This window comes from Streptomyces sp. NPDC043685, assembly GCF_056436585.1.
In genome coordinates this window covers 506,083-527,471 of sequence record NZ_JBWKCH010000001.1, presented here as the reverse complement: position 1 = coordinate 527,471, position 21,389 = coordinate 506,083, and the positions used below count along the sequence as shown (strand labels likewise).

Below are 21,389 nucleotides of genomic sequence, written 5' to 3'. Positions count from 1 at the left end.
ACCGCTTACTTGCCGTAGTACGCGTTGTAGATCGAGATCGTCGACTTGTTGCCCTTCTTGTCGGCGATCTTGGCGTGGAAGGAGATGGCCTTCCCCTTCGCCGGGTTCTTGACGCTCACCTTGCCGTCCTTGACGGTGAGCTTCTTCCAGGTCTTGCCGTAGTCGTACGACGCGTACACCGACAGCGACTTCAGGTTGCCGCCCTTGGCCGCGCCCTCGACGGTGACCGGGATCTTGACGGTCTTGTCGGCGGGGACCTTGCTGTCCAGGCCCGTGGTCGCGCCGAAGCGGGCCGTGGAGACGGGCAGCTTCGTGATGTCGCTGGTCTTCTTCGAGCGGAACGTCCAACTGGCGTCGACGCGGGTGGAGGCCGCCGCGAGCTTGACGCTGCGCTTGACCGACGTGGTGAGCTTGTACTCGGCGTCGGCGGACGGGGCCTTGAACTCTTCGCCGAACAGCGGGTCGGCGTTGGAGCCGACCTTGGTGCCGTTGCGGTAGAGGCTCGTGGCGACCGACGTGAAGTCGGACGCGCCCGCGTGTCCGGAGCCGTCGGCGAACAGCGGCAGCGAGCCGTAGAGGGCGTTGCCCTTGCGGAAGACTCCGAAGTCGCCGTTCAGGCGGGGGCCGAACACTGCCGTGTTGAAGGTCTTGGTGTACTTCTGGCCGGCCTTGTACGTCTGGGGGTCGAGCGAATATCCGGCCTCGGGGATCGGGTCGCCGTTCGCGTCCTCGCCCTTGTATTGCGTGAAGTCGAACGACCACTGGACCTTGTCCGAGGTGGACAGATACATCGTGCGCGTGCTCGGCAGCTTCTGTTCCACGGGAACACCGAAGATCAACGTCTCGGGGAGCTGGCCCAGAGTGAACAGGTCGCCGGTCTTGCCGGACGCGGCCGCACCCATATTGTGCTTCACCGTGGCGAGTTCACTCGCCTTGAAGTGCCGGACCTTGTCGCCCTGGATCTTCTTGACCTTGGCGGAGGTGGCGACGCCGTATTCGGCGTTGTCACCCTTGGTCCACTGCCCGCTCCAGGTCTGACTCAGCCCGGAGACTTCCGGACCCAGGTGGGCCATGCGCAGGTCGCGGAACGTACCGGCACCCAGGCCGAGACCTGTGCCAGCCGCGTCGTAGGAGTAGTCGACCATGGCGGACAGCGGCTTGGCCTGCGCGTCCGGGACCCTGATGTCGGCCGGCTCGGCCTTGCGGGCGTCGATGGTCACCGTGGTGTTCTTGGTGACGGCCAGCTTCGGCTGGACCAGCCAGTCGATACCGCCCTCGAACGTCTCGGCGTCCTCGGCGATCAGGCCGTTCAGCAGGTAAGTGCCCGCGGGTACGCGCAGGGTGACGGTGCCCGAAGGATCGACCGGTGCCAGGTACTGACGCTCCTTGCCCAGACCCTCGTAGCCCCAGAGGTCGGTGCCGTAGATGTCCGTCGGCTTCCCGTCCCTGCCGATGTGCTTGACGGTGACGTCGTAGGACTCGATCTCGCGCTGCACCGCCGCCGCCGTGCGAACGCTCTGGCCGCCGCCCGTCGCCGTGATGTACGCCGAGTACGCGCCGTCGACCGTGCCGCCCAGCTTGGTGTCGACGGTGAACGGAACGGAGGCCTTGCCGCCGGCCGGGACCGTCACCGAGGTGGCGCCGAGCTTGAAGAAGCCGGCCGGGGCGGCCTGGCCCTTGGGGTTGGTGGCCGTCGACGTCAGCTTCAGCGTGACGTCCTTCGTACCGAGGTTGCGGTACGTCAGCTCTTTGGTGACCGGCTTGTCGTCGGTGTGCGGCCACTGCTGGACACCGAAGCTCACCGAGACCGGCTCGGCGATCACGGACTGCGCGATGGCCTTGTCGACCTGGATCCGGCCCGAACCCTGCTGGAACGGGGTGTACTTGCCGCCCTTGGTCGAACCGGTGAGGGCGCCCTTCAGCTCGGCGTACTTCCAGTCCGGGTGCTGCTGCTTGAGGATCGCCGCCGCGCCCGCCACGTGCGGGGTCGCCATCGACGTGCCGGAGATCGTCATGTAGCCGGCCGGCTTCTCGCCGACCTCCTGGGCTATCTGGTTGCCCGGGGCGGAGGCCGCGGTGATGTCCACGCCGGGCGCGGTCACGTCGGGCTTGAGGGCGCCGTCCATACCGGGGCCGCGGCTGGAGAAGTCGGCCAGCTTGTCCTTGTCGTCGACCGCGCCGACGGTCAGGGCCGCGGCGGCGCTGCCCGGGGAGCCGACGGTCTGCTCGCCGAGGTCGCCCTCGTTGCCGGCGGCGATGGCGAACAGGACGCCCTTCTCCTCGGACAGCTTGTTCACCGCCGCTTCCAGCGGGTCGATCGCGGGCGTGTCGCCGCCGCCCAGGCTCAGGTTGACGATGTCGGCGCCCTCGGCGGCGGCCCACTCCATGCCGGCGAGGATCTCGGAGTCGCTGCCGAAGCCGCCGTCGTCGAGGACCTTGCCGTTGAGGATCTTGGCGCCGGGCGCGACGCCCTTGTACGTGCCGCCGGACTTCTTGCCGGTGCCGGCCGCGATGGAGGCGACGTGCGTGCCGTGGCCGACCTTGTCTGAGGCGTCGGGCGAGGTGGTGAAGTTCTTGGCGCCGATCACCTGGCCCTTGAGGTCGTCGTGGGTGGCGTCGACACCGGTGTCCAGGACGGCGATCTTGACGCCCTTGCCGTCGTACCCGGCCGACCACGCCTTGGGCGCGCCGATCTGCGCGACGGACTTGTCGAGGCTGGCCTTGCGGACGCCGTCGAGCCAGACGTGCGCGATACCGGAGGCGGTCTTCTCGCCGTTGGTCAGCGCGTCCCAGAGCTCGGGTGTGTCCTTCTGCGGCGTCTGCACCGCGTCGGCGTTCACGGACTTCAGCGCGCGGCTCAGGGTGCCCGCTTCGCGGACGTCGGCCTTGGTGGCCGCGGCGCTGCCCTGATAGCCGACGATGACCTTCAGGCCCTTCCTCTGGGCCTTGCGGGTCGTGGACTTGTTCAGCTCGGTGACGTCGAAGAGCCGCTGGTCCAGCTTGCCGGTGGCGACCAGGCGAGCCGCGTCGGCCGGGATGACGAGGGTGTGGCCGTCGAGCTTGCGGATCTGGACGGGCACGTGCTCCCGGCCCTTGGCGTGCTCCAGGCCGATGACACGGCCCTTGGCGTCCAGGACGACCCGGTCGCCGGTGATCAGTGTGACGCGGTGCTTGGCGGTCAGGGAGGCCGGCTTGGCGGTCGCCGCCGCCTGTTCGCCGTCGGCCGACGCCGGGCTGGTCATGCCCGCCGCCAGAGCCACGGCCGCCGCGGTGGCGACTGTGGCGGCGTACGCCCTTTTCACTTGTCTGCGCAAGTTTCCCCCTTGCAGAAGAACCGGGTGAATTTCCCCGTTCACCCGGCCGGGGGTGGTCTCGTACGCATGCCCGTACACCCCCCGGAATACGCAGTATGCCGAGGGGTGATCAGGCGCTCAATAGATGAGAGGACGGTAAGAATTCCGTCGGCCGACTGTTACACGGCTGTCGGAACTCCGTTACAGGGCCGCATGGTTACGCACGCGCGTTCTCCTTGACGCCGATCCGGACCCGAGGGAAAAGCGAGGGGCCGCTGCCCACCCCTCGTCCGGAGTGGGCAGCGGCCCTTCGTCAGTGGAGCCGACGGACCGTCAGGCCGCGGAACCGGCCTTCCAGTCGGCCCAGCTCATGTTCCAGCCGTTCAGGCCGTTGTCCGGCGCGATCGTCTTGTCGCCGGTGTTCTCGACGACCACGACGTCACCGATGATCGAGTTGTTGAAGAACCACGCGCCCGGCGTGTTCGGGTCGTTGGCGCCCTTGGCGTCCTGGAGGCCGACGCAGCCGTGGCTGGTGTTGACGCTGCCGAAGATGGACTTCGCGCCCCAGTAGTTGCCGTGGATGAACGTGCCGGAGCTGGAGAGGCGGATGGCGTGCGGCACGTCCTTGATGTCGTACTCGCCCTTGCCGTCGTCGTCCGTGAAGCCCACGGTCGCGCCGTTCATGCGCGTCTCCTTGAACTTCTCGGACATCACCATGACGCCCTCGTAGGTCTTGTTCTCGGGCGAGCCGGCGGAGATCGGGATCGTGCGGACGACCTTGCCGTCCTGCGTGATCTTCATCTTCTTGGTCTTCGCGTCGACGTACGAGACCTGGTTGCGGCCGATCTTGAAGGTGACCGTCTTCTGCTGGACGCCGAAGACGCCCTTGGCTCCCTCGACTCCGTCGAGCGCGAGCTTCAGCGTGACGGTGGAGCCTTCCTTCCAGTAGTCCTCGGGCCGGCAGTCCATGCGGTTGGCGTTGAACCAGTGGCAGGCGACCTCCTGGCCGCCGGTCGTGCTGACCTTGATGCCCTTCTGGACCGCGGCCTTGTTGGTGATCGCCTTGTCGAAGGTGATCGACACCGGCATGCCGACGCCCACGGTGGTGCCGTCGTCCGGCGTGAAGTTGCCGATGAAGCTGTTGGCCGGGGAGACCGTGGTGAACGAGGCGTTCTCATGGGCGACGCGACCCTCGGAGTCCTTCGCCTCGGCCGCCAGCTTGTAGGTGGTGGACCGCTCCAGCTGGGTGGTGGGCTTCCAGCTGGTCTTGTCGGCGGATATCTGGCCGCTGACCTCGGTGCCGTCGGCGGTCGTCATCTTCACGTCCGTGAGCGTGCCCTTGCTCACGGTGACGGCGGCGGAGTTGTTGATCGAGGCGTTGTCCGAGCCGTCCTTCGGTGTGATCTTGATCTGGGCCTCGGAGGTCTTCTTGGCCGCGGCCTCGTCGACCTTCGACTGGGAGCTGTCGCCCCCGTCGCCCCCGGAGGCGCTGTCGTCGCCTCCGGAACACGCCGAGAGCATCAGCACTCCGCCGAGCAGTGCGGACGCGACCGTCAGGCCCTTGCGCCGCTTACTGACCGTCATCACACGCTTCTCCATCGTTGCCGATTTCCCCAAAACCCCGAATGTCCCCCCGTCGAGGACCTGAGTGCCCACGGCGGGACCGGTGAGTCCTCGCCGGGACGCGTGAGTCCTCGTCCGGAACGTTCAACGCTACGACCGGTTCGTCCGGTTCCCCAGGTCGCGCAGGTGTGGGGATCAACACGTCCGTGACGGACGGGACCGGTCGACACGGGTGCGGTCGGTGCGCCGTCTGAGACGCGAAGACCCCGGGCGGCGGTTGCCGCCCGGGGTCACGACTTCCGGACAGCTCAGCCGTCGCTGTCGTCGCCATCATCCTCGTCGAGGTCCCAGTCCGGCGAATCGGGGTCGTAGTCGATCCGCTCGCTGCTCCAGGAGGCCTGCTGGAGCTCCACTCCCGGCACCTGGCTGACCAGGTCGAACGGGTCCACGAGATAGGCCAGGGCCTCCGCGGTGTCTTCCGTCACAGCGCCCTCGGCGTGGGCCCGTTCCGTCTCCGGCATCTCGCTCTCGCCGGCGATCTTGCGCAGCGCGGCCTTGGTGACCGCGTCCGCGTCGTCGACCTCGAGAACGACTTCCACCCGAACCCGTACAAAACGTGATGTCTCTGGAGTGCTCATGGCGCGAGCGTACGTCCAGGTTCTCCCGTGACTTTCCCGTGACCCGCGACTTTCACTAACATCGCCCCACACGGCCAATTCGCCGACGTCACAAGGGGATCGATATTCCGTGTCATCCGCTCGCCGTCCGTTGCTGACCGCCACCGCCGCGGCGTCCCTGCTGGGCGCCCTGTGGTTCGTCCCGTCCGCGAACGCGACGTCGGACTCCCCGGTCAGAGACGCGGTCTCGTCGAGCCCGTCGCCGCACGTCACGGAGCAGGCGAGGATCGTGGAGACGACCGCGGACGCCTCCGTCGCCGGCACCCGTCTCGCCGACACGGGCAGCTTCGACAGCACGCCGTACGTGATCGGCGGGACCTTCTGCCTGACCCTGGGCGCCGGGTTCGTCGCGTACTCGGTGCGCCGGGAACGCCTGGGCTTCTGACGGGCGTTGGGCGGGGCCCCGCCGGGCGGCGAGGCCCCTGCCGTCCTACTGGAGCGGCCCGGTGACCTTCTCCACCGCGGCCAGCAACCGCCCGTCGCGCACGAACGCGTCCGCCGCGGCCAGGTCGGGCGCGAGGAACCGGTCCGGCCCGGGCCCCTGGACGCCCGCCTCGCGCACGGCCTCGACGACCGCCTGCGACGCGGGCGCCGGGGTCAGTCCCTCGCGCAACTCCACGGCGCGCGTGGCGGCGTAGAGCTCGATGGCGATCACCCGGGTGAGGTTGTCGACGGCCGTACGCAGCTTGCGCGCCGCCGACCAGCCCATCGAGACGTGGTCCTCCTGCATGGCGGAGGACGGGATGGAGTCGGCCGAGGCCGGTACGGCGAGCCGCTTCAACTCGCTCACCAGGGCGGCCTGCGTGTACTGAGCGATCATCAGACCCGAGTCCACACCGGGGTCGTCGGCGAGGAACGGCGGCAGGCCGTGGCTGCGGTTCTTGTCGAGCAGCCGGTCGGTGCGCCGTTCGGCGATGGAGCCGAGGTCGGCGGCGGCGATGGCGAGGAAGTCCAGCACGTAGGCGACGGGCGCCCCGTGGAAGTTGCCGTTGGACTCCACCCGGCCGTCGGGCAGGACGACGGGGTTGTCCACGGCGGCCGCCAGCTCGCGGTCGGCGACCAGCCGGGCGTGGGCCAGGGTGTCCCGCCCGGCGCCGGCGACCTGCGGGGCGCAGCGCACCGAGTAGGCGTCCTGGACGCGCGGGGCGTCGTCCTGGTGATGCCCGGTCAGGCCGGACCCCTTCAGCACGGCCAGCATGTTGGCGGCGCTGGCGGCCTGCCCCGGGTGCGGGCGGATGGCGTGCAGCTCGGGGGCGAGGACCTTGTCGGTGCCGAGCAGGGCCTCCAGGGACAGCGCGGCGGTGACGTCGGCGGACCGGTAGAGCGTCTCCAGGTCGGCCAGGGCCATGATCAGCATGCCGAGCATGCCGTCGGTGCCGTTGAGGAGGGCGAGGCCCTCCTTCTCGCGCAGTTCGACGGGCTGGATGCCGTGCGCGGCGAGGAGTTCGGCGGCCGGGCGCACGACGCCGTCGGGGCCCTCGGCGTCCCCTTCGCCCATGAGCGCGAGCGCGCAGTGGGACAGCGGCGCGAGGTCGCCGGAGCAGCCGAGGGAGCCGTACTCGTGCACGACCGGGGTGATACCGGCGTTGAGGAGGTCGGCCATGGTCTGCGCCACCTCGGGCCGCACGCCGGTGCGCCCGGAGCAGACGGTCTTCAGCCGCAGGAACATCAGGGCGCGGACGACCTCGCGCTCCACGGCCGGGCCCATCCCGGCGGCGTGCGAGCGGACGATGTTGCGCTGGAGCTGTGCGCGCAGCTCGGGGCTGATGTGCCGGGACGCCAGGGCGCCGAAGCCGGTACTCACGCCGTACACGGGGTCCGGCTTGGCCGCCAGGGCGTCCACGATCTCGCGGGCCGCGGCGAGGGCGGCCACGGCCTCCTCGGAGAGCTCGACGCGGGCGCCGCCGCGCGCCACGGCGAGCACGTCGGACGCCCTCGTCCCGGACGTCCCCACCACCACAGTGTGCATATCCATATTCAGGAGCGTACGCAGTGAATTCGATGATGTCACCACTGGGGGCGGCGTTCACCCCTTACCGAATGCGTCACACCGCCGGGCCGCGGTCAGGGCGTGTGCCGGCCCCGGAACCTCCGGCGCTCACCGCCCGCCTCGTGGGACGGTTCGTCCGCCAGCCGCACGACGGGATCGTTCGGACCGGCCCGCCCGGCCACGACCGGCCGGTTCGCCCGCTCGGCCTTGGCCCGGTACTGGGCGGCGTCGGCCAGACGGAACAGCCGCCGGGCCGAGCGCACGGGCCCGATCGGGTCCTCGGTGGAGGCGACCCCGCAGGCCACCCCGTCCCCGAGCTCCAACTCCGAGGCCCTGCGGCACAGTTCACCGGCCGCCTTGACGACCTGGTCGGCGGACGGCCCGACCGCGAGCAGACAGAACTCGTCCCCGCCCAGCCGCGCAGCCAGCGCCCCCGGCAGCATGGCCCCGCACAGCGAAAGCACCGAGCCGAACCGCTCCAGGAGCCGGTCACCGGCGGCGTGCCCATGGGTGTCGTTGACCCGCTTGAGCCCGTTCAGATCGCACACGACGAGACTGACGACGGACCCGTCACCGCGGTGCCGCTCGATCGCCTGCTCCAGGCGCACATCCACGGCCCGCCGGTTGGCGAGGCCGGTGAGGGAATCGGTGAAGGCCAGCCGCCGGACCTCCTCCAGCCGCTCGGTCTGCGCGAGACCGGCCGCCACGACGGCGGCCAGGACGGTCGCGAAGTCGGCGTCGCCCCGCCCGAAGACGGCCTCGCCGGCCGGCCGGGCGACATAGAGCTCGCCCCAGGCCCGCCCGTGCAGCACGATGGGCGCGACCACACAGCAGCCCCGGCCCCGGCGCCGCAGGGCCGCCACCCGCTGGTGGCAGTACCCGGGCCGCCCGGCGGCGGGCCCCTCGGCGGTCTCCACCCACGCGTCGGGCTCCCCGCCACCGGCCCACTGCTCGTGCAGGAACTCGGTGATCTCCGCGAACTGGTGCACCGGGTAGGCCTCGTCCTCGGGGAACTCCTCCTCCCCCTCGGCCAGCTCGCCGACGTTCACGAGGACCCTCAGCCGGCCGAGCTCCCGCTCCCACACCGACAGCGCGGCGAAGCTCCCGCCCAGCGCCCGGCACGCCCCGAGGGCCGCTGCGCGCCACGCCTCCCGCGACCCGTGCGCGGCCGCCATCCCCTGAGCCAACGCGACGACGGCCGCCAGCCGTCTGTCCTCACCCATCACTCCAGGCTAGGGAGTTTCCAGCCAGACTGACCTGTTTACGACGCGAACGGGGACGACCTCTTCGGCCCGGGCCGCCGGACCGGGCTCCCTACTCCCCCGGCCACTGCGGCTTGCGCCGTTCGTTGAAGGCCGCGACGCCCTCCGCCCGGTCCCCGGAGAACGCCGTGGCCCGCCACGCCGCGTCCTCGACCTCGAGCCCGGCCCGCAGATCCAGGCCCTGGCCGAGCCGCAACGCCCGCTTCGCCGCCCGGAGCCCCACCGGGGAGTTCCCCGCGATCCGGGCCGCCAGCGCCAGCGCCTCCTCCCGGTCCCGCCCCTCCTCGACCAGCTGGTCGACCAGCCCCAACTCCCCCGCCTCCACGGCCTCCACCCGTCGCGCGGAGAAGATCAGCTCGGCCGCCCGGGCCGCCCCGACCCGCCGGGGCAGCAACTGCGTCCCCCCGCCCCCGGGGATCACCCCGACCGAGACCTCCGGAAGCCCCACCACGGCCGTCCGGTCCGCCACGATCACGTCACAGGCGAGGGCCAGCTCGAACCCGCCCCCGAGCGCGAACCCGTGCACCGCCGCCACCGTCGGCACCGGCAGCTCCAGCACCCCGGTGTACGCCGCCCGCGTCACCGGCCGCTGCCGCAGCAGATCCGCGTCGCTGAACGAGTTGCGCTCCTTCAGGTCGGCCCCGACGCAGAAGGCCCGCTCGTGCGTCGAGGTCAGCACGACCGCCCGGACGTCCCGGTCCTCCCCCAGGGCCGTGCACGCACCGGTGATGGACCGCGCCATCTGCGTCGACACCGCGTTCATGGCCTTGGGCCGGTCGAGGACGAGCTCCGCGACATGCCCCTGCTCGTGCCGCCGCACCAGCACGAACTCCCCGAACCGTTCCTCACTCATGACACCCTCCGGTTAACGCGGGTTAACAAGGTCGACGCTCAGATCATCGCAGCCGCGCCCCACCCGCGAAAGGCCGGACGGGTCCAGGTCCCGGCCACCCCGCCCACCCGTTCGAGTGACATCACCCCAACTCCGACCCAACCGCCCATGGGAGCGCATAGCGTGCGTCCTTCTCGGCGCACCGGGGCGCGGGTGCTTCGGGGAGGGGCCGTTCCAGGGAGGGACCGTCCCGGGGGGAGGGACTGTGATGACGACGAACACACCGGCGAGGCCGCGAGAAGCCACCGGGGCCGCCACGCCGCCCACCCGGCGTGAGCCGCCCGCTCCCCACGCGCCGGCCCCGGCCGAGACCGGCCCCTTCGCTCCCCGTGCCCGGGGCCGTCACCGCAAGCCACGCCCCCGCAAGGTCCTGCTCGCCGCCGGCGGTCTCGCCCTGGCCACGGGCGCCCTGAGCCTGCTGCGCCTGACCTCCGGCCCCGGCACGGACACCGGCCCCGTCGAGGCCGGGGCCCGCCCGGACCCGGTCAGCAGTGCCACGGACGACGCCACTCACACCGCCGCGACCTTCCCGGCCGTTCCTCAGGCCGGTCCGTCGTCACCCACGACCCTGGGCGGCCCGGCCCCGTCCCGGGGCGGCACCGAGGGGGCCCGGCCGTCCCCTGCCGCCGCGACCGGCACACCCGTGACCTCCGCGGTCACCGGCCCCGCGCCCATCCCCGACACGCCGAACACCGCGGATCAGGCCCCGGCTCCGAGGGCCTCGGGCGGCGGCACCCCGCGCCCCGCCCCGCCCGCACCACCGACCGGGACGACATCCCCGAGCCGGACCACCGACGCCCCCGCACCCCGGCCCGACGAGCCCGAGCAGCCGCACGATCCCGGTCTGTGCGTGCCGGTCGTCGGCGTCTGCGTGGACTCCCCCCTGGGCCGCTCATGACGTCCCAGGGGCCTCGCGGCTACGGCGCGCTGTCCCGGCGCGTGAGCAGCCACGGCTCCACCACGCCGAGCCCGCGCACCGGCCGCTGCCACATCGGCTGCAGCCCGAACCGGTACACCGGGGGCTCCTCGCCCTCCTTCTCCGCCGCCGCGGCCTCCTCGGCCGCCTCCGCCTCGGAGGCCGGGGCGTCCTGCGTGCGGATCAGCTCCTCGGCGAAGGCGGTGTCGACCAGGACGGCGTCCTTGGGAGCTATCGACGTGAGCCGGGAGGCCAGGTTCACCGTCGTCCCGAACACATCGCCCATACGGGTGGTGACCGTGCCGAACGCCATGCCGACGCGCAGCTCCGGCATCGTCTCGTCGTGCGCCATCGTCTCGATCAGCCGCAGGGCGATCTCGGCGGCCGTTCCGGCGTCGTCCGCGGCGTACAGCACCTCGTCGCCGAGGGTCTTGATCAGTCGCCCGCCGTTCGCGGCCACCAGGTCGGCGGCCGTGGTCTCGAAGGCCTCGACCAGCTCGCCGAGCTCCTCCTCCTCCATGCGGCGGGTCAGCCGCGTGAACCCGACCAGGTCGGCGAAGCCGACGGCCAGCCGCCGGTCGACCATCTCCTCGTCGTCGGCCGCCTGCACGACCCGTCCGGCCGACGCGGCGAGCTGCCGGCGCCAGACGTAGACCAGGAACTCCTCCAGCTCGGGCAGGAGCAGCTCGACGATCGGGTACGTCACCTCGGTGCGGGTCATGCCCGGCTCGGGCGGCTCGGTCAGGCCCTCCAGGAAGGAGTCGATCTGCCACTCGGCGAGCCGCGCGGTGGTCTGGCCCGTGGACCGGGCCACCTGGACGGCCATCGCCTCGCTCAGCAGCCCCGCCTCGACGAGACCGGCCAGGCGCCGCAGCGCGAGGACGTCCGCCTCCGTGAGGGCCCTGGCCTGGCCGATGTCGGCGAAGCCCATGGCCCGCCAGAAGCGGGAGGCCAGCTCCATGGAGACACCGGCGCTGCGGGCCGCCTGGAACGGGGTGTAGCGGCGCTCGGCGCCCAGGATGAGCCCTTCGAGGCGCAGGGCGAGCGGATCCTCGCCGGAGTCGGCGCCCTGCGCGTCCTCGCCGGAACCCGAGTCGTCGACGGTCACGCGTGTTGCCCTTCCGATCTGTCACGGTCATGTATCGACCGGCCTCAACTCTACGGCAGGTGTGCGCCAGCTCACTCCGTTGGTTGAGCCGAGGGGTGAGGTGCCCGGCGTCGTACAGAAACTCGCCGTCTGTGCCGCTGTTCCCAGGAGGCTTCGCCCCCTGGACCCACGATCGGCCTGGACGGCCCGGTCATCAGTCGCCGGACGGGCCGGGAAGTCCGGAACCGCCGGTTCGCGGCACGCTCCGGCCTCGGCTCACGCCGGCCTCAGGTGCACGATGTCCCCGGCCCCGACCGGCTCCTGCACGCCCTCCTCCGTCGCCAGCACCAGCCGCCCGTCTCCGTCCACGGCCACCGCTTCCCCCACGACCGACCGGTCCCCCGGCAGCTCCGCCCGCACCACCCGTCCGAGCGTCGCGCAACCGGCCGCATACGCCTCGTGCAACCCGCAGGCTCCCGCGTCACCCCCCGCCGCACGCCACATGCCGTACCAGTCCTCCAGCGAGCGCAGCACGCCCCGCAGCAGCGGATCCCGGTCCGTGCTCACGGCCCCGGCCAGCGCCAGCGACCCGGCCGTCGGCACGGGCAGCTCGTCCTCCTTCAGCGACACGTTGATGCCGACCCCGATGACGACCCCGTCGTCGCCGGCCCGCTCGGCCAGGATGCCCCCGGCCTTGCGCTCCGCGCCCCCCACCGTGACCAGCAGGTCGTTCGGCCACTTCAGGGCCGTGTCCACACCCGCCGCCCGGGAAAGGCCCGTCGCGACCGCGACCCCGGTCAGCAGCGGCAGCCACCCCCAGCGCGCGACCGGCACCTCGCTCGGCGTGAGCAGGACGGAGAAGAAGAGGCCGGAGCGCGGCGGGGCCGACCACCGGCGGTCGAGGCGGCCGCGGCCCGCCGTCTGTTCCTCGGCGACCAGCACCGCGCCCTCGGTCACCACGCCCTTGTCCGCCCGGGCCACCAGATCGGAGTTGGTGGAGCCGGTGCGCTGCACCAGGTCCACCTCCGACCACAGTCCCCCCTGGCGCACCAGACCCCGGCGCAGGGCGGTGATGTTGAGGGGCGGACGGTCCAGATTGGACCACCGGCTTCCGTTCGGCTCTGATGCATCTCGCGGCGTCATGCAAGCCACCCTAGGTGTGGTAAACGCCGCACTGCCGATGTGGAGGGCCCCCACTACTCTACGGATGAGTAACCGTCCCCCCTTTTGAGCAGGCAGGGAGCCGCATCCCGATGTCCGAGCCGGAAGAGCAGCAGCAGCCCGACATTCACACGACCGCGGGCAAGCTCGCGGATCTGAAGCGACGCATCGAGGAAGCGACACACGCCGGCTCCGCCCGTGCCGTCGAGAAGCAGCACGCCAAGGGCAAACTGACGGCCCGTGAGCGGGTCGAGCTCCTGCTCGACGAGGGGTCCTTCGTCGAGCTCGACGAGTTCGCCCGGCACCGCTCCACCAACTTCGGCCTCGACAAGAACCGCCCGTACGGCGACGGGGTCGTCACCGGCTACGGCACGGTCGACGGCCGCCCGGTCGCGGTGTTCTCGCAGGACTTCACCGTCTTCGGCGGAGCCCTCGGCGAGGTATACGGGCAGAAGATCGTCAAGGTCATGGACTTCGCCCTGAAGACCGGCTGCCCGGTCATCGGGATCAACGACTCCGGTGGCGCCCGCATCCAGGAGGGCGTCGCCTCGCTCGGCGCCTACGGCGAGATCTTCCGCCGCAACACCCACGCCTCCGGTGTCATCCCGCAGATCAGTCTGGTCGTCGGGCCGTGCGCGGGCGGCGCGGTCTACTCCCCGGCCATCACCGACTTCACGGTCATGGTCGACCAGACCTCGCACATGTTCATCACCGGCCCCGACGTCATCAAGACCGTCACCGGCGAGGACGTCGGCTTCGAGGAGCTGGGCGGCGCCCGGACCCACAACGCCACCTCCGGCGTGGCCCACCACATGGCGGGCGACGAGAAGGACGCGATCGAGTACATCAAGCAGCTGCTGTCCTACCTGCCGTCCAACAACCTCTCCGAGCCGCCCGCCTTCCCCGAGGAGGCCGACCTGGAGGTCACGGACGAGGACCGCGAGCTGGACGTGATCGTCCCGGACAGCGCGAACCAGCCGTACGACATGCACACGGTGATCGAGCACGTCCTGGACGACGCCGAGTTCTTCGAGACCCAGCCGCTGTACGCGCCGAACATCGTCACCGGCTTCGGCCGCGTCGAGGGGCGGCCGGTCGGCATCGTCGCCAACCAGCCGATGCAGTTCGCCGGCTGCCTGGACATCAAGGCCAGCGAGAAGGCCGCCCGCTTCGTGCGGACCTGCGACGCCTTCAACGTCCCGGTGATCACCTTCGTCGACGTCCCGGGCTTCCTGCCCGGTGTCGACCAGGAGCACGACGGCATCATCCGGCGCGGCGCCAAGCTGATCTACGCCTACGCCGAGGCGACCGTCCCACTCATCACGGTCATCACCCGCAAGGCCTTCGGCGGCGCCTACGACGTCATGGGCTCCAAGCACCTGGGCGCCGACCTCAACCTCGCCTGGCCCACCGCCCAGATCGCCGTCATGGGTGCCCAGGGCGCGGTCAACATCCTGCACCGCCGCACCATCGCGGAGGCCGAGGCGGCCGGGGAGAACACCGAAAGCGCAGAGGCGGTCAGGGCGCGGCTCATCCAGGAGTACGAGGACGCCCTCCTCAACCCCTACGTCGCGGCCGAGCGCGGCTACATCGACGCCGTGATCCTGCCGTCGGACACCCGCCGGCACGTCGTACGGGGTCTGCGTCAACTGCGTACGAAGCGGGAATCCCTGCCTCCGAAGAAGCACGGCAACATCCCCCTCTAGCCCGCAGCGAGCCCAGGAGGCCCACATGACGATCAAAGTCGTACGGGGCAACCCGACCCCGGAGGAGCTGGCCGCCGCCCTGGCGGTGGTCAGGGCCCGCGCCGCGGCGGCTGCGGTGACGCCGCCCGGCGCGCCCGCCACCCGCGACTCCTGGTCCGACCCGTCCCGCATCGCGGCCCACCGTCTGCCCCAGCCGGGACCGGCGGCGTGGGGCCGCACCTACTGGCCGGGCTAGAGCCCGCGCCCCCGGGGGCGCGGGGAACCGCGCACGGCGGAACAGCGCGGGGCGCCGATTTGAGTACCCCTACTCAGGCGCCCCGCCCCGCCGAGCCGCACGCTGGACTCATGCTGTGGTCCGACCCCGAGAACGAACCGCCGAAAGAACTCCGCGACCTGCAGGACATGCTCCGGCGGCTGGGCGTTCTCATGGCGTTGGCCATGTTCGTGGCCATGCTGGTGATCGGTGTGAGGTGAGGAGGCCTCACCCGTTTGACTAACCTGACCGCATGACTGCTCAGCGCCGCAGGCGACTCGTCCTCGCCTCCCAGTCCCCCGCCCGGCTCGGACTGCTCCGCCAGGCCGGCCTCGCCCCCGAGGTCATCGTGAGCGGCGTCGACGAGGACGCCGTCACCGCCCCCACCCCCGCCGAGCTGGCGCTCGCCCTGGCCGAGGCGAAGGCCTCCGTCGTGGCGGCCCGCCCGGAGGTCAAGGGCGCGCTCGTGATCGGCTGCGACTCGGTGCTCGACCTGGACGGCCAGGCGCTCGGCAAGCCCGCCGACGCCGAGGAGGCCACCGCCCGCTGGAAGTCGATGCGCGGCCGGGCCGGCACCCTCCAGACCGGCCACTGCGTCTACGACACGGGCACCGGCCGCTACGTCTCCGCCACCGCCTCCACGGTCGTCCACTTCGGCGAGCCCACCGACGAGGAGATCGCCGCCTACGTCGCCTCCGGTGAACCCCTCTACGTCGCCGGGGCGTTCACCCTGGACGGCCGCTCGGCCCCGTTCATCGACGGCATCGACGGCGACCACGGCAACGTCATCGGCATCAGCCTGCCCCTGGTCCGGCGCCTGCTGGCCGAACTGGGCGTGGGCATCACGGAGTTGTGGGCGCCGGCGGAGAAGTGACCGGGGAGCCGTCGCCGCTCTTCCCGCCCCCGGGCGCGGCGTCGGCGGGCGCGGCCGGACGGTCGTACGTCATCAGCAGCAGCACGATCAGGGCGAGCACCAGCACCATGAAGAGGAACGCCGGCCAGCCGACCAGGCCCCAGGTGAACGCGCCCAGCAGTCCGTGCACCACGGCCGCGCTGATCAGCAGCACCCGTCCGAAGCCCGCCGGGCGCTGATCCCGCAGCGCCACGAGCAGCGCGACGAGTCCGCACAGGGCGAAGTAGAGGCCGAAGGCGATCCCGCCGATCTTCGACGACGCCGACATCATCTGCGGGTCCAGCCCGGCCAGCGACATGTCCTGCCGGTCGACGACGACCCCCAGGAACCAGTTGAGCGCCGCGACACCGATCGCCTCGGCGAACAGCACCACGGCCACGACCCACGCCACCGGCCTGCGTATCACCGGGCCCACCCTCTTCCCTCTGAAGACATCGCGAACGCTACTAACCGGTAAACCGGGGGACAAGGGTCCGGCGGCGGGCAAAGAATCATTGGGCCATTCGTAGGGACTCGACAAAGAAACCGAGTGGCCCGCAGCACGTGATGACAGAGACCTTGACCACAGGAGACGGCTAGGGTTTCCCGCAGGAGTACTGCGTACCGCGGTGCGACAAGGGATTACGCGGGTCGAGCGAGCCAGCATCACGCTCCGTGTGGGCAAGCTCACCACTGGGGACGGGTCGTAGTGCCGTGTCGGCAGTCCCTAAACTCGGCTTGTTTCAAGGAGGGAGCCTCAATCGTGCGCAAGGTGCTCATCGCCAACCGTGGCGAAATCGCTGTCCGCGTGGCCCGGGCCTGCCAGGATGCCGGTATCGCGAGCGTGGCCGTCTACGCCGACCCGGACCGGGACGCTCTGCATGTCCGCGCCGCGGATGAGGCGTTCGCCCTGGGCGGTGACACCCCCGGGACCAGCTACCTCGACATCGAGAAGGTGCTGAAGGCCGCCCGCGAATCGGGGGCGGACGCGATCCACCCCGGCTACGGCTTCCTCTCGGAGAACGCCGAGTTCGCCCAGGCGGTCCTGGACGCGGGTCTGATCTGGATCGGCCCGCCGCCGCAGGCGATCCGCGACCTCGGCGACAAGGTCGCCGCCCGGCACATCGCGCAGCGCGCCGGTGCCCCGCTGGTGGCCGGCACGCCCGACCCGGTGTCCGGTGCCGACGAGGTCGTCGCGTTCGCCGAGGAGCACGGCCTGCCGATCGCCATCAAGGCGGCCTTCGGCGGTGGCGGCCGCGGCCTGAAGGTCGCCCGCACCCTCGAAGAGGTGCCGGAGCTGTACGACTCCGCCGTGCGTGAGGCCGTCGCCGCGTTCGGCCGGGGCGAGTGCTTCGTCGAGCGGTACCTGGACAAGCCGCGGCACGTGGAGACCCAGTGCCTGGCCGACACCCACGGCAACGTGGTGGTCGTGTCCACCCGTGACTGCTCCCTGCAGCGCCGCCACCAGAAGCTGGTGGAGGAGGCCCCGGCCCCCTTCCTGTCCGAGGCGCAGGTGGAGCAGCTGTACTCCGCCTCCAAGGCGATCCTGAAGGAGGCCGGCTACGTCGGCGCCGGCACGGTCGAGTTCCTCGTCGGCAACGACGGCACGATCTCCTTCCTGGAGGTCAACACCCGCCTCCAGGTGGAGCACCCGGTCACCGAGGAGGTCGCCGGCATCGACCTCGTGCGCGAGATGTTCCGCATCGCCGACGGCGAGGCGCTCGGCTACGGCGACCCGGAGCTGCGCGGTCACTCCTTCGAGTTCCGCATCAACGGCGAGGACCCGGGCCGCAACTTCCTGCCCGCCCCCGGCACGGTCACCACGTTCGCCCCGCCGTCCGGCCCGGGTGTCCGGCTGGACGCGGGCGTGGAGTCCGGCTCGGTCATCGGCCCGGCCTGGGACTCCCTGCTGGCCAAGCTGATCGTCACCGGCCGCACCCGCAAGGAGGCCCTGGAGCGGGCCGCGCGTGCGCTGGAGGAGTTCCAGGTCGAGGGCATGGCCACCGCCATCCCCTTCCACCGCGCGGTGGTGAAGGACCCGGCGTTCGCGCCCGAGCTCACGGGCTCCGCCGACCCGTTCACGGTGCACACCCGCTGGATCGAGACGGAGTTCGTCAACGAGATCAAGCCGTTCGCCGCGCCGGCCGACGCCGAGGCGGACGAGGAGCCGGGCCGCGAGACGGTCGTCGTCGAGGTCGGCGGCAAGCGCCTTGAGGTCTCCCTGCCGTCCTCGCTGGGCATGTCCCTGGCCCGTACGGGCCTCGCGGCGGGCGCCAAGCCCAAGCGCCGCGCGGCGAAGAAGTCGGGCCCCGTGGCGTCCGGTGACACCCTCGCCTCCCCGATGCAGGGCACCATCGTCAAGGTCGCCGTCGAGGAGGGCCAGGAGGTCAAGGAGGGCGATCTGATCGTCGTCCTGGAGGCCATGAAGATGGAGCAGCCCCTGAACGCGCACCGGTCGGGCACGATCAAGGGCCTGAGCGCGGAGATCGGGGCGTCGGTGACGTCGGGCGCGGCGATCTGCGAGATCAAGGACTGACCGGCCCTCACCGTACGAACGTGTGCGGCGCGGCCCCGACCCGGGGCCGCGCCGCACACGCATATCCGGGGCCCGCCCGCCCCGGGCGCACGCACCGACGGCCGGGGGCGCGCCCGGCGGCCTGCCCCACCCCCCTGCGGCTCTTCGCACCGGCCGCGAGGACCGCCCACCGAACCCGCCCCCCTGCGGGCATGCGTGTCGGTCACAGGACCGCCCTCATCCGACCCCGCTGCGGACACGCGTGCCGGCTACCGGACCGCCCCACCTGTGCCGCCCCGTACGGGCACCCGTACACACGGGGCCACAGGAACCGTCCGCCGAACCACCCCAGGGCGGCACGGGTCGGCGGTGAGGGTCCCCCCGCGCGAAACCGGGAGCTGGGAGCTGAAGGGGGGAGGCACCCCACCCGCTCTGCCGGGTGGCGGGCCGATCCCGCTCCGGCACCGGCGGTCAGCCCACCGTCGGCGTCAACGCCGCCGCAGATCGGCCACCCGCGCCCGTTCCGACCCGGGACTCTGCTCCCCCAGCATCGAGGCGGACGCGGAGGCGGACCTCAACTGCCCCGCACTCCCCGGCACCTGCCGCCGGGGCCCGGGCAACGGCACGTCCCGGCGCTGCTGACGCGCCGGGACGGAATCACCCCCCGGGCCCCCCGCCCCCGCTCCGGCAGCGCCCCCTTGCCCACCGGCGACAGCGATCTGCACGCCCTGGTCGGCAAGCGCCTGGAGTTCCGTGGCGGCACGGTCGTCATGCGCGGGCGGCTCGTCCGTGACGAGGCGCGTGATGAGATCCGTCGGCACGGTCTGGAACATGGTGTCGGTGCCGAGCTTGGTGTGGTCCGCGAGGACCACGACCTCCGCCGCGGCCTGCACCAGCGCCCGGTCGACGGATGCCGACAGCATGTTGGACGTGGACAACCCGCGCTCGGCGGTCAGCCCGCTCCCGGACAGGAACGCCCGCGACACCCGCAGCCCGTGCAGGGACTGTTCGGCCCCGCTCCCGACGAGCGCGTAGTTCGACCCGCGGAGCGTACCGCCGGTCATCACGACCTCGACCCGGTTGGCATGGGCCAGCGCCTGGGCGACGAGGAGGGAGTTGGTGACGACGGTGAGCCCGGGCACCCGGGCGAGCCGGCGGGCCAGCTCCTGGGTGGTCGTACCCGCCCCGACCACGATCGCCTCCCCCTCTTCCACGAAGTTCGCGGCGAGGTCGGCGATGGCGGTCTTCTCGGCGGTCGCGAGATGAGACTTCTGCGGAAAGCCGGACTCCCGCGTGAAACCGCCCGGCAGTACCGCACCGCCGTGCCGGCGGTCGAGGAGTCCTTCTGCCTCCAGCGCGCGCACGTCCCGCCGTACGGTCACTTCGGAGGTCTGGACGACGCGGGCGAGCTCACGGAGCGACACGGCCCCGTTCGCTCGCACCATTTCGAGGATCAATTGGCGACGTTCTGCAGCGAACACGAAACTGACAGTAACGCCAGCGACCGTCTGCTTTCAGCAGTTTGCGCTGAATAGCAGAAGATGTTCGCACCGAGCAGCGGGAAGTGGTATAGGGCCTAGTCCCGCCGCCTATGCCGTACGCATGGTCGAACACTCCCCGTGACCAGCGAGGAGTCGGTTTCGGCCTCAGCCGTGGCCGTTCTCCTTGCGGGTGTGCAACTGCCGTGCCACCTCGGCGATCGAGCCCGACAGGGAGGGATAGACGGTGAAGGCGTTCGCGATCTGTTCGACGGTCAGATTGTTGTCGACCGCGATCGAGATGGGGTGGATCAGTTCCGAGGCGCGCGGCGCCACGACGACACCGCCCACCACGATGCCCGTGCCCGGCCGGCAGAAGATCTTGACGAAGCCGTCGCGGATGCCCTGCATCTTCGCGCGCGGGTTGCGCAGCAGCGGCAGCTTCACGACCCGGGCGTCGATCTTCCCGCCGTCGACGTCGGCCTGGGTGTAGCCGACGGTGGCGATCTCCGGGTCGGTGAAGACGTTCGACGACACCGTCTTGAGGTTCAGCGGGGCCACGGCGTCGCCCAGGAAGTGGTACATCGCGATACGGCCCTGCATGGCGGCCACCGACGCGAGGGCGAACACGCCGGTCACGTCACCGGCGGCGTACACGCCCGGCGCGGTCGTACGGGAGACCTTGTCGGTCCAGATGTGCCCGGACTCGCGCAGCCGGACCCCGGCGTCCTCCAGCCCCATGCCCGCGCTGTTGGGCACGGCACCGACGGCCATGAGGCAGTGCGAGCCGGTGATGACCCGCCCGTCGGCGAGGGTCACCTCCACCCGGTCCCCGACGCGCTTGGCGGACTGCGCCCGGGAACGCCCCATCACGTTCATCCCGCGCCGCCGGAAGACGTCCTCCAGCACGGCGGCGGCGTCCGGGTCCTCACCCGGCAGCACGCGGTCGCGCGACGACACGAGCGTCACCCTCGACCCGAGCGCCTGGTAGGCCCCGGCGAACTCGGCACCCGTCACACCCGACCCGACCACGATCAGCTCCTCCGGGAGCTCGTCGAGGTCGTACACCTGGGTCCAGTTCAGGATCCGCTCGCCGTCCGGCTGGGCGTCGGGCAGCTCACGCGGATGCCCACCGGTGGCGATGAGCACGGCGTCGGCCGTCAGCGTCTCCTCACTCCCGTCGGCGGTGCGCACCACGACCTTGCGCGACCCGTCGAGCGCCTGCATGCCCTCCAGCCGCCCGCGCCCGCGCATGACACGCGCCCCGGCACGCGTCACGGAGGCCGTGATGTCGTGCGACTGGGCGAGCGCGAGCCGCTTCACACGCCGGTTGACCTTCCCCAGGTCGACGCCCACCACCCGGGCGGCCTGCTCGATGTGCGGGGTGTCGTCGGCGACGATGATCCCCAGCTCCTCGTAGGAGGAGTCGAAGGTCGTCATCACCTCGGCCGTGGCGATCAGGGTCTTCGACGGCACGCAGTCGGTGAGCACCGACGCCCCGCCCAGACCGTCGCAGTCGACGACGGTCACCTCCGCGCCGAGTTGAGCGGCCACCAGCGCCGCTTCGTATCCGCCGGGTCCGCCACCGATGATCACGATCCGAGTCACGTACTCCATTGTCCCGCACCGCTCAAGGTGCCACCGCCCCGGGGCCCCGCCGGTGCGTCGGTTGTTACGACAGTGACGCCGGGGCCGCCTGCCGTA

At 71.4% G+C, this 21,389-nt stretch carries 18 protein-coding genes; 7 read left to right on the top strand and 11 right to left on the bottom strand.

The window, feature by feature from the left end; translation table 11 throughout:
- Window positions 1-5: 5 nt before the first annotated feature.
- The 3 genes from AC0665_RS02535 to AC0665_RS02525 all read right to left on the bottom strand — a co-directional run bounded on the left by AC0665_RS02535 (window position 6) and on the right by AC0665_RS02525 (window position 5,494).
- Complete coding sequence (locus AC0665_RS02535; protein ID WP_478704283.1) at window positions 6-3,314, bottom strand: S8 family peptidase; 3,309 nt, start codon at window positions 3,312-3,314, stop codon at window positions 6-8.
- Window positions 3,315-3,626: 312 nt separating this feature from the next.
- Complete coding sequence (locus AC0665_RS02530; RefSeq protein ID WP_478507328.1) at window positions 3,627-4,877, bottom strand: L,D-transpeptidase; 1,251 nt, start codon at window positions 4,875-4,877, stop codon at window positions 3,627-3,629.
- Window positions 4,878-5,164: 287 nt separating this feature from the next.
- Window positions 5,165-5,494, bottom strand: coding sequence for a hypothetical protein (locus AC0665_RS02525; RefSeq protein WP_468407032.1), 330 nt, complete (start codon window positions 5,492-5,494; stop codon window positions 5,165-5,167).
- A gap of 109 nt (window positions 5,495-5,603) precedes the next feature.
- Between AC0665_RS02525 and AC0665_RS02520 the strand changes: the two genes are divergently transcribed.
- Window positions 5,604-5,918, top strand: a complete 315-nt coding sequence (locus AC0665_RS02520) for a hypothetical protein (RefSeq protein ID WP_468635746.1) — start codon at window positions 5,604-5,606, stop codon at window positions 5,916-5,918.
- A gap of 45 nt (window positions 5,919-5,963) precedes the next feature.
- Here AC0665_RS02520 and hutH read toward each other — a convergent pair whose 3' ends face one another.
- The 3 genes from hutH to AC0665_RS02505 all read right to left on the bottom strand — a co-directional run bounded on the left by hutH (window position 5,964) and on the right by AC0665_RS02505 (window position 9,638).
- On the bottom strand, window positions 5,964-7,502 hold the full coding sequence (gene hutH, locus AC0665_RS02515) for a histidine ammonia-lyase (RefSeq protein ID WP_478605386.1): 1,539 nt from the start codon (window positions 7,500-7,502) through the stop codon (window positions 5,964-5,966).
- A gap of 95 nt (window positions 7,503-7,597) precedes the next feature.
- Window positions 7,598-8,746 carry a GGDEF domain-containing protein gene (locus tag AC0665_RS02510; protein WP_478507329.1) on the bottom strand — a complete coding sequence of 383 codons (1,149 nt, stop codon included), beginning with the start codon at window positions 8,744-8,746 and terminating at the stop codon, window positions 7,598-7,600.
- 91 nt (window positions 8,747-8,837) lie between these two features.
- Window positions 8,838-9,638, bottom strand: a complete 801-nt coding sequence (locus AC0665_RS02505) for an enoyl-CoA hydratase/isomerase family protein (RefSeq protein ID WP_478507330.1) — start codon at window positions 9,636-9,638, stop codon at window positions 8,838-8,840.
- A gap of 247 nt (window positions 9,639-9,885) precedes the next feature.
- Between AC0665_RS02505 and AC0665_RS02500 the strand changes: the two genes are divergently transcribed.
- Window positions 9,886-10,575 carry a hypothetical protein gene (locus tag AC0665_RS02500; RefSeq protein ID WP_478604946.1) on the top strand — a complete coding sequence of 230 codons (690 nt, stop codon included), beginning with the start codon at window positions 9,886-9,888 and terminating at the stop codon, window positions 10,573-10,575.
- Between the two features lie 19 nt (window positions 10,576-10,594).
- On the opposite strand, the gene AC0665_RS02495 is transcribed toward AC0665_RS02500, so the two are convergent.
- On the bottom strand, window positions 10,595-11,701 hold the full coding sequence (locus AC0665_RS02495) for an adenylate/guanylate cyclase domain-containing protein (protein WP_468407022.1): 1,107 nt from the start codon (window positions 11,699-11,701) through the stop codon (window positions 10,595-10,597).
- 255 nt (window positions 11,702-11,956) lie between these two features.
- A complete protein-coding gene (locus AC0665_RS02490; protein WP_478604949.1) occupies window positions 11,957-12,823 on the bottom strand; it encodes a biotin--[acetyl-CoA-carboxylase] ligase in 867 nt (288 codons plus the stop codon).
- A 110-nt stretch (window positions 12,824-12,933) separates the two neighbouring features.
- Here AC0665_RS02490 and AC0665_RS02485 point away from each other — a divergent pair, with 110 nt between their 5' ends.
- The 4 genes from AC0665_RS02485 to AC0665_RS02470 all read left to right on the top strand — a co-directional run bounded on the left by AC0665_RS02485 (window position 12,934) and on the right by AC0665_RS02470 (window position 15,674).
- Window positions 12,934-14,547 carry an acyl-CoA carboxylase subunit beta gene (locus AC0665_RS02485; RefSeq protein WP_468635736.1) on the top strand — a complete coding sequence of 538 codons (1,614 nt, stop codon included), beginning with the start codon at window positions 12,934-12,936 and terminating at the stop codon, window positions 14,545-14,547.
- A gap of 25 nt (window positions 14,548-14,572) precedes the next feature.
- Window positions 14,573-14,782: an acyl-CoA carboxylase epsilon subunit gene (locus tag AC0665_RS02480; protein ID WP_366050559.1), complete on the top strand. Its 210-nt coding sequence runs from the start codon at window positions 14,573-14,575 to the stop codon at window positions 14,780-14,782.
- Between the two features lie 110 nt (window positions 14,783-14,892).
- Window positions 14,893-15,021: a morphogenic membrane protein MmpB gene (mmpB, locus tag AC0665_RS02475; protein WP_468407016.1), complete on the top strand. Its 129-nt coding sequence runs from the start codon at window positions 14,893-14,895 to the stop codon at window positions 15,019-15,021.
- Between the two features lie 32 nt (window positions 15,022-15,053).
- On the top strand, window positions 15,054-15,674 hold the full coding sequence (locus tag AC0665_RS02470; protein WP_468635733.1) for a Maf family protein: 621 nt from the start codon (window positions 15,054-15,056) through the stop codon (window positions 15,672-15,674).
- Here the strand turns inward: AC0665_RS02470 and AC0665_RS02465 are convergent.
- On the bottom strand, window positions 15,643-16,119 hold the full coding sequence (locus AC0665_RS02465; RefSeq protein WP_363118424.1) for a hypothetical protein: 477 nt from the start codon (window positions 16,117-16,119) through the stop codon (window positions 15,643-15,645). The genes AC0665_RS02470 and AC0665_RS02465 overlap by 32 nt on opposite strands.
- A gap of 336 nt (window positions 16,120-16,455) precedes the next feature.
- Between AC0665_RS02465 and AC0665_RS02460 the strand changes: the two genes are divergently transcribed.
- A complete protein-coding gene (locus AC0665_RS02460) occupies window positions 16,456-18,228 on the top strand; it encodes an acetyl/propionyl/methylcrotonyl-CoA carboxylase subunit alpha (RefSeq protein WP_478704282.1) in 1,773 nt (590 codons plus the stop codon).
- Between the two features lie 467 nt (window positions 18,229-18,695).
- Here the strand turns inward: AC0665_RS02460 and AC0665_RS02455 are convergent, their stop codons facing one another.
- Both AC0665_RS02455 and AC0665_RS02450 read right to left on the bottom strand, forming a co-directional pair.
- Entirely contained in the window at window positions 18,696-19,688 is a 993-nt protein-coding gene (locus AC0665_RS02455) for a DeoR/GlpR family DNA-binding transcription regulator (RefSeq protein ID WP_363118427.1), read from the bottom strand.
- 165 nt (window positions 19,689-19,853) lie between these two features.
- Window positions 19,854-21,302: an NAD(P)H-quinone dehydrogenase gene (locus AC0665_RS02450; RefSeq protein ID WP_363118428.1), complete on the bottom strand. Its 1,449-nt coding sequence runs from the start codon at window positions 21,300-21,302 to the stop codon at window positions 19,854-19,856.
- Between the last annotated feature and the right edge of the window lie 87 nt (window positions 21,303-21,389).

Coding starts and splice junctions, on each gene's coding strand:
- AC0665_RS02450 (WP_363118428.1), bottom strand. CDS start 21,302: ATGGAGTACGTGACTCGGATCGTGATCATCGGTGGCGGACCCGGCGGA.
- AC0665_RS02505 (WP_478507330.1), bottom strand. CDS start 9,638: ATGAGTGAGGAACGGTTCGGGGAGTTCGTGCTGGTGCGGCGGCACGAG.
- AC0665_RS02480 (WP_366050559.1), top strand. CDS start 14,573: ATGACGATCAAAGTCGTACGGGGCAACCCGACCCCGGAGGAGCTGGCC.
- AC0665_RS02500 (WP_478604946.1), top strand. CDS start 9,886: ATGACGACGAACACACCGGCGAGGCCGCGAGAAGCCACCGGGGCCGCC.
- hutH (WP_478605386.1), bottom strand. CDS start 7,502: ATGCACACTGTGGTGGTGGGGACGTCCGGGACGAGGGCGTCCGACGTG.
- AC0665_RS02490 (WP_478604949.1), bottom strand. CDS start 12,823: ATGACGCCGCGAGATGCATCAGAGCCGAACGGAAGCCGGTGGTCCAAT.
- AC0665_RS02470 (WP_468635733.1), top strand. CDS start 15,054: ATGACTGCTCAGCGCCGCAGGCGACTCGTCCTCGCCTCCCAGTCCCCC.
- AC0665_RS02510 (WP_478507329.1), bottom strand. CDS start 8,746: ATGGGTGAGGACAGACGGCTGGCGGCCGTCGTCGCGTTGGCTCAGGGG.
- AC0665_RS02525 (WP_468407032.1), bottom strand. CDS start 5,494: ATGAGCACTCCAGAGACATCACGTTTTGTACGGGTTCGGGTGGAAGTC.
- mmpB (WP_468407016.1), top strand. CDS start 14,893: ATGCTGTGGTCCGACCCCGAGAACGAACCGCCGAAAGAACTCCGCGAC.
- AC0665_RS02530 (WP_478507328.1), bottom strand. CDS start 4,877: ATGACGGTCAGTAAGCGGCGCAAGGGCCTGACGGTCGCGTCCGCACTG.
- AC0665_RS02485 (WP_468635736.1), top strand. CDS start 12,934: ATGTCCGAGCCGGAAGAGCAGCAGCAGCCCGACATTCACACGACCGCG.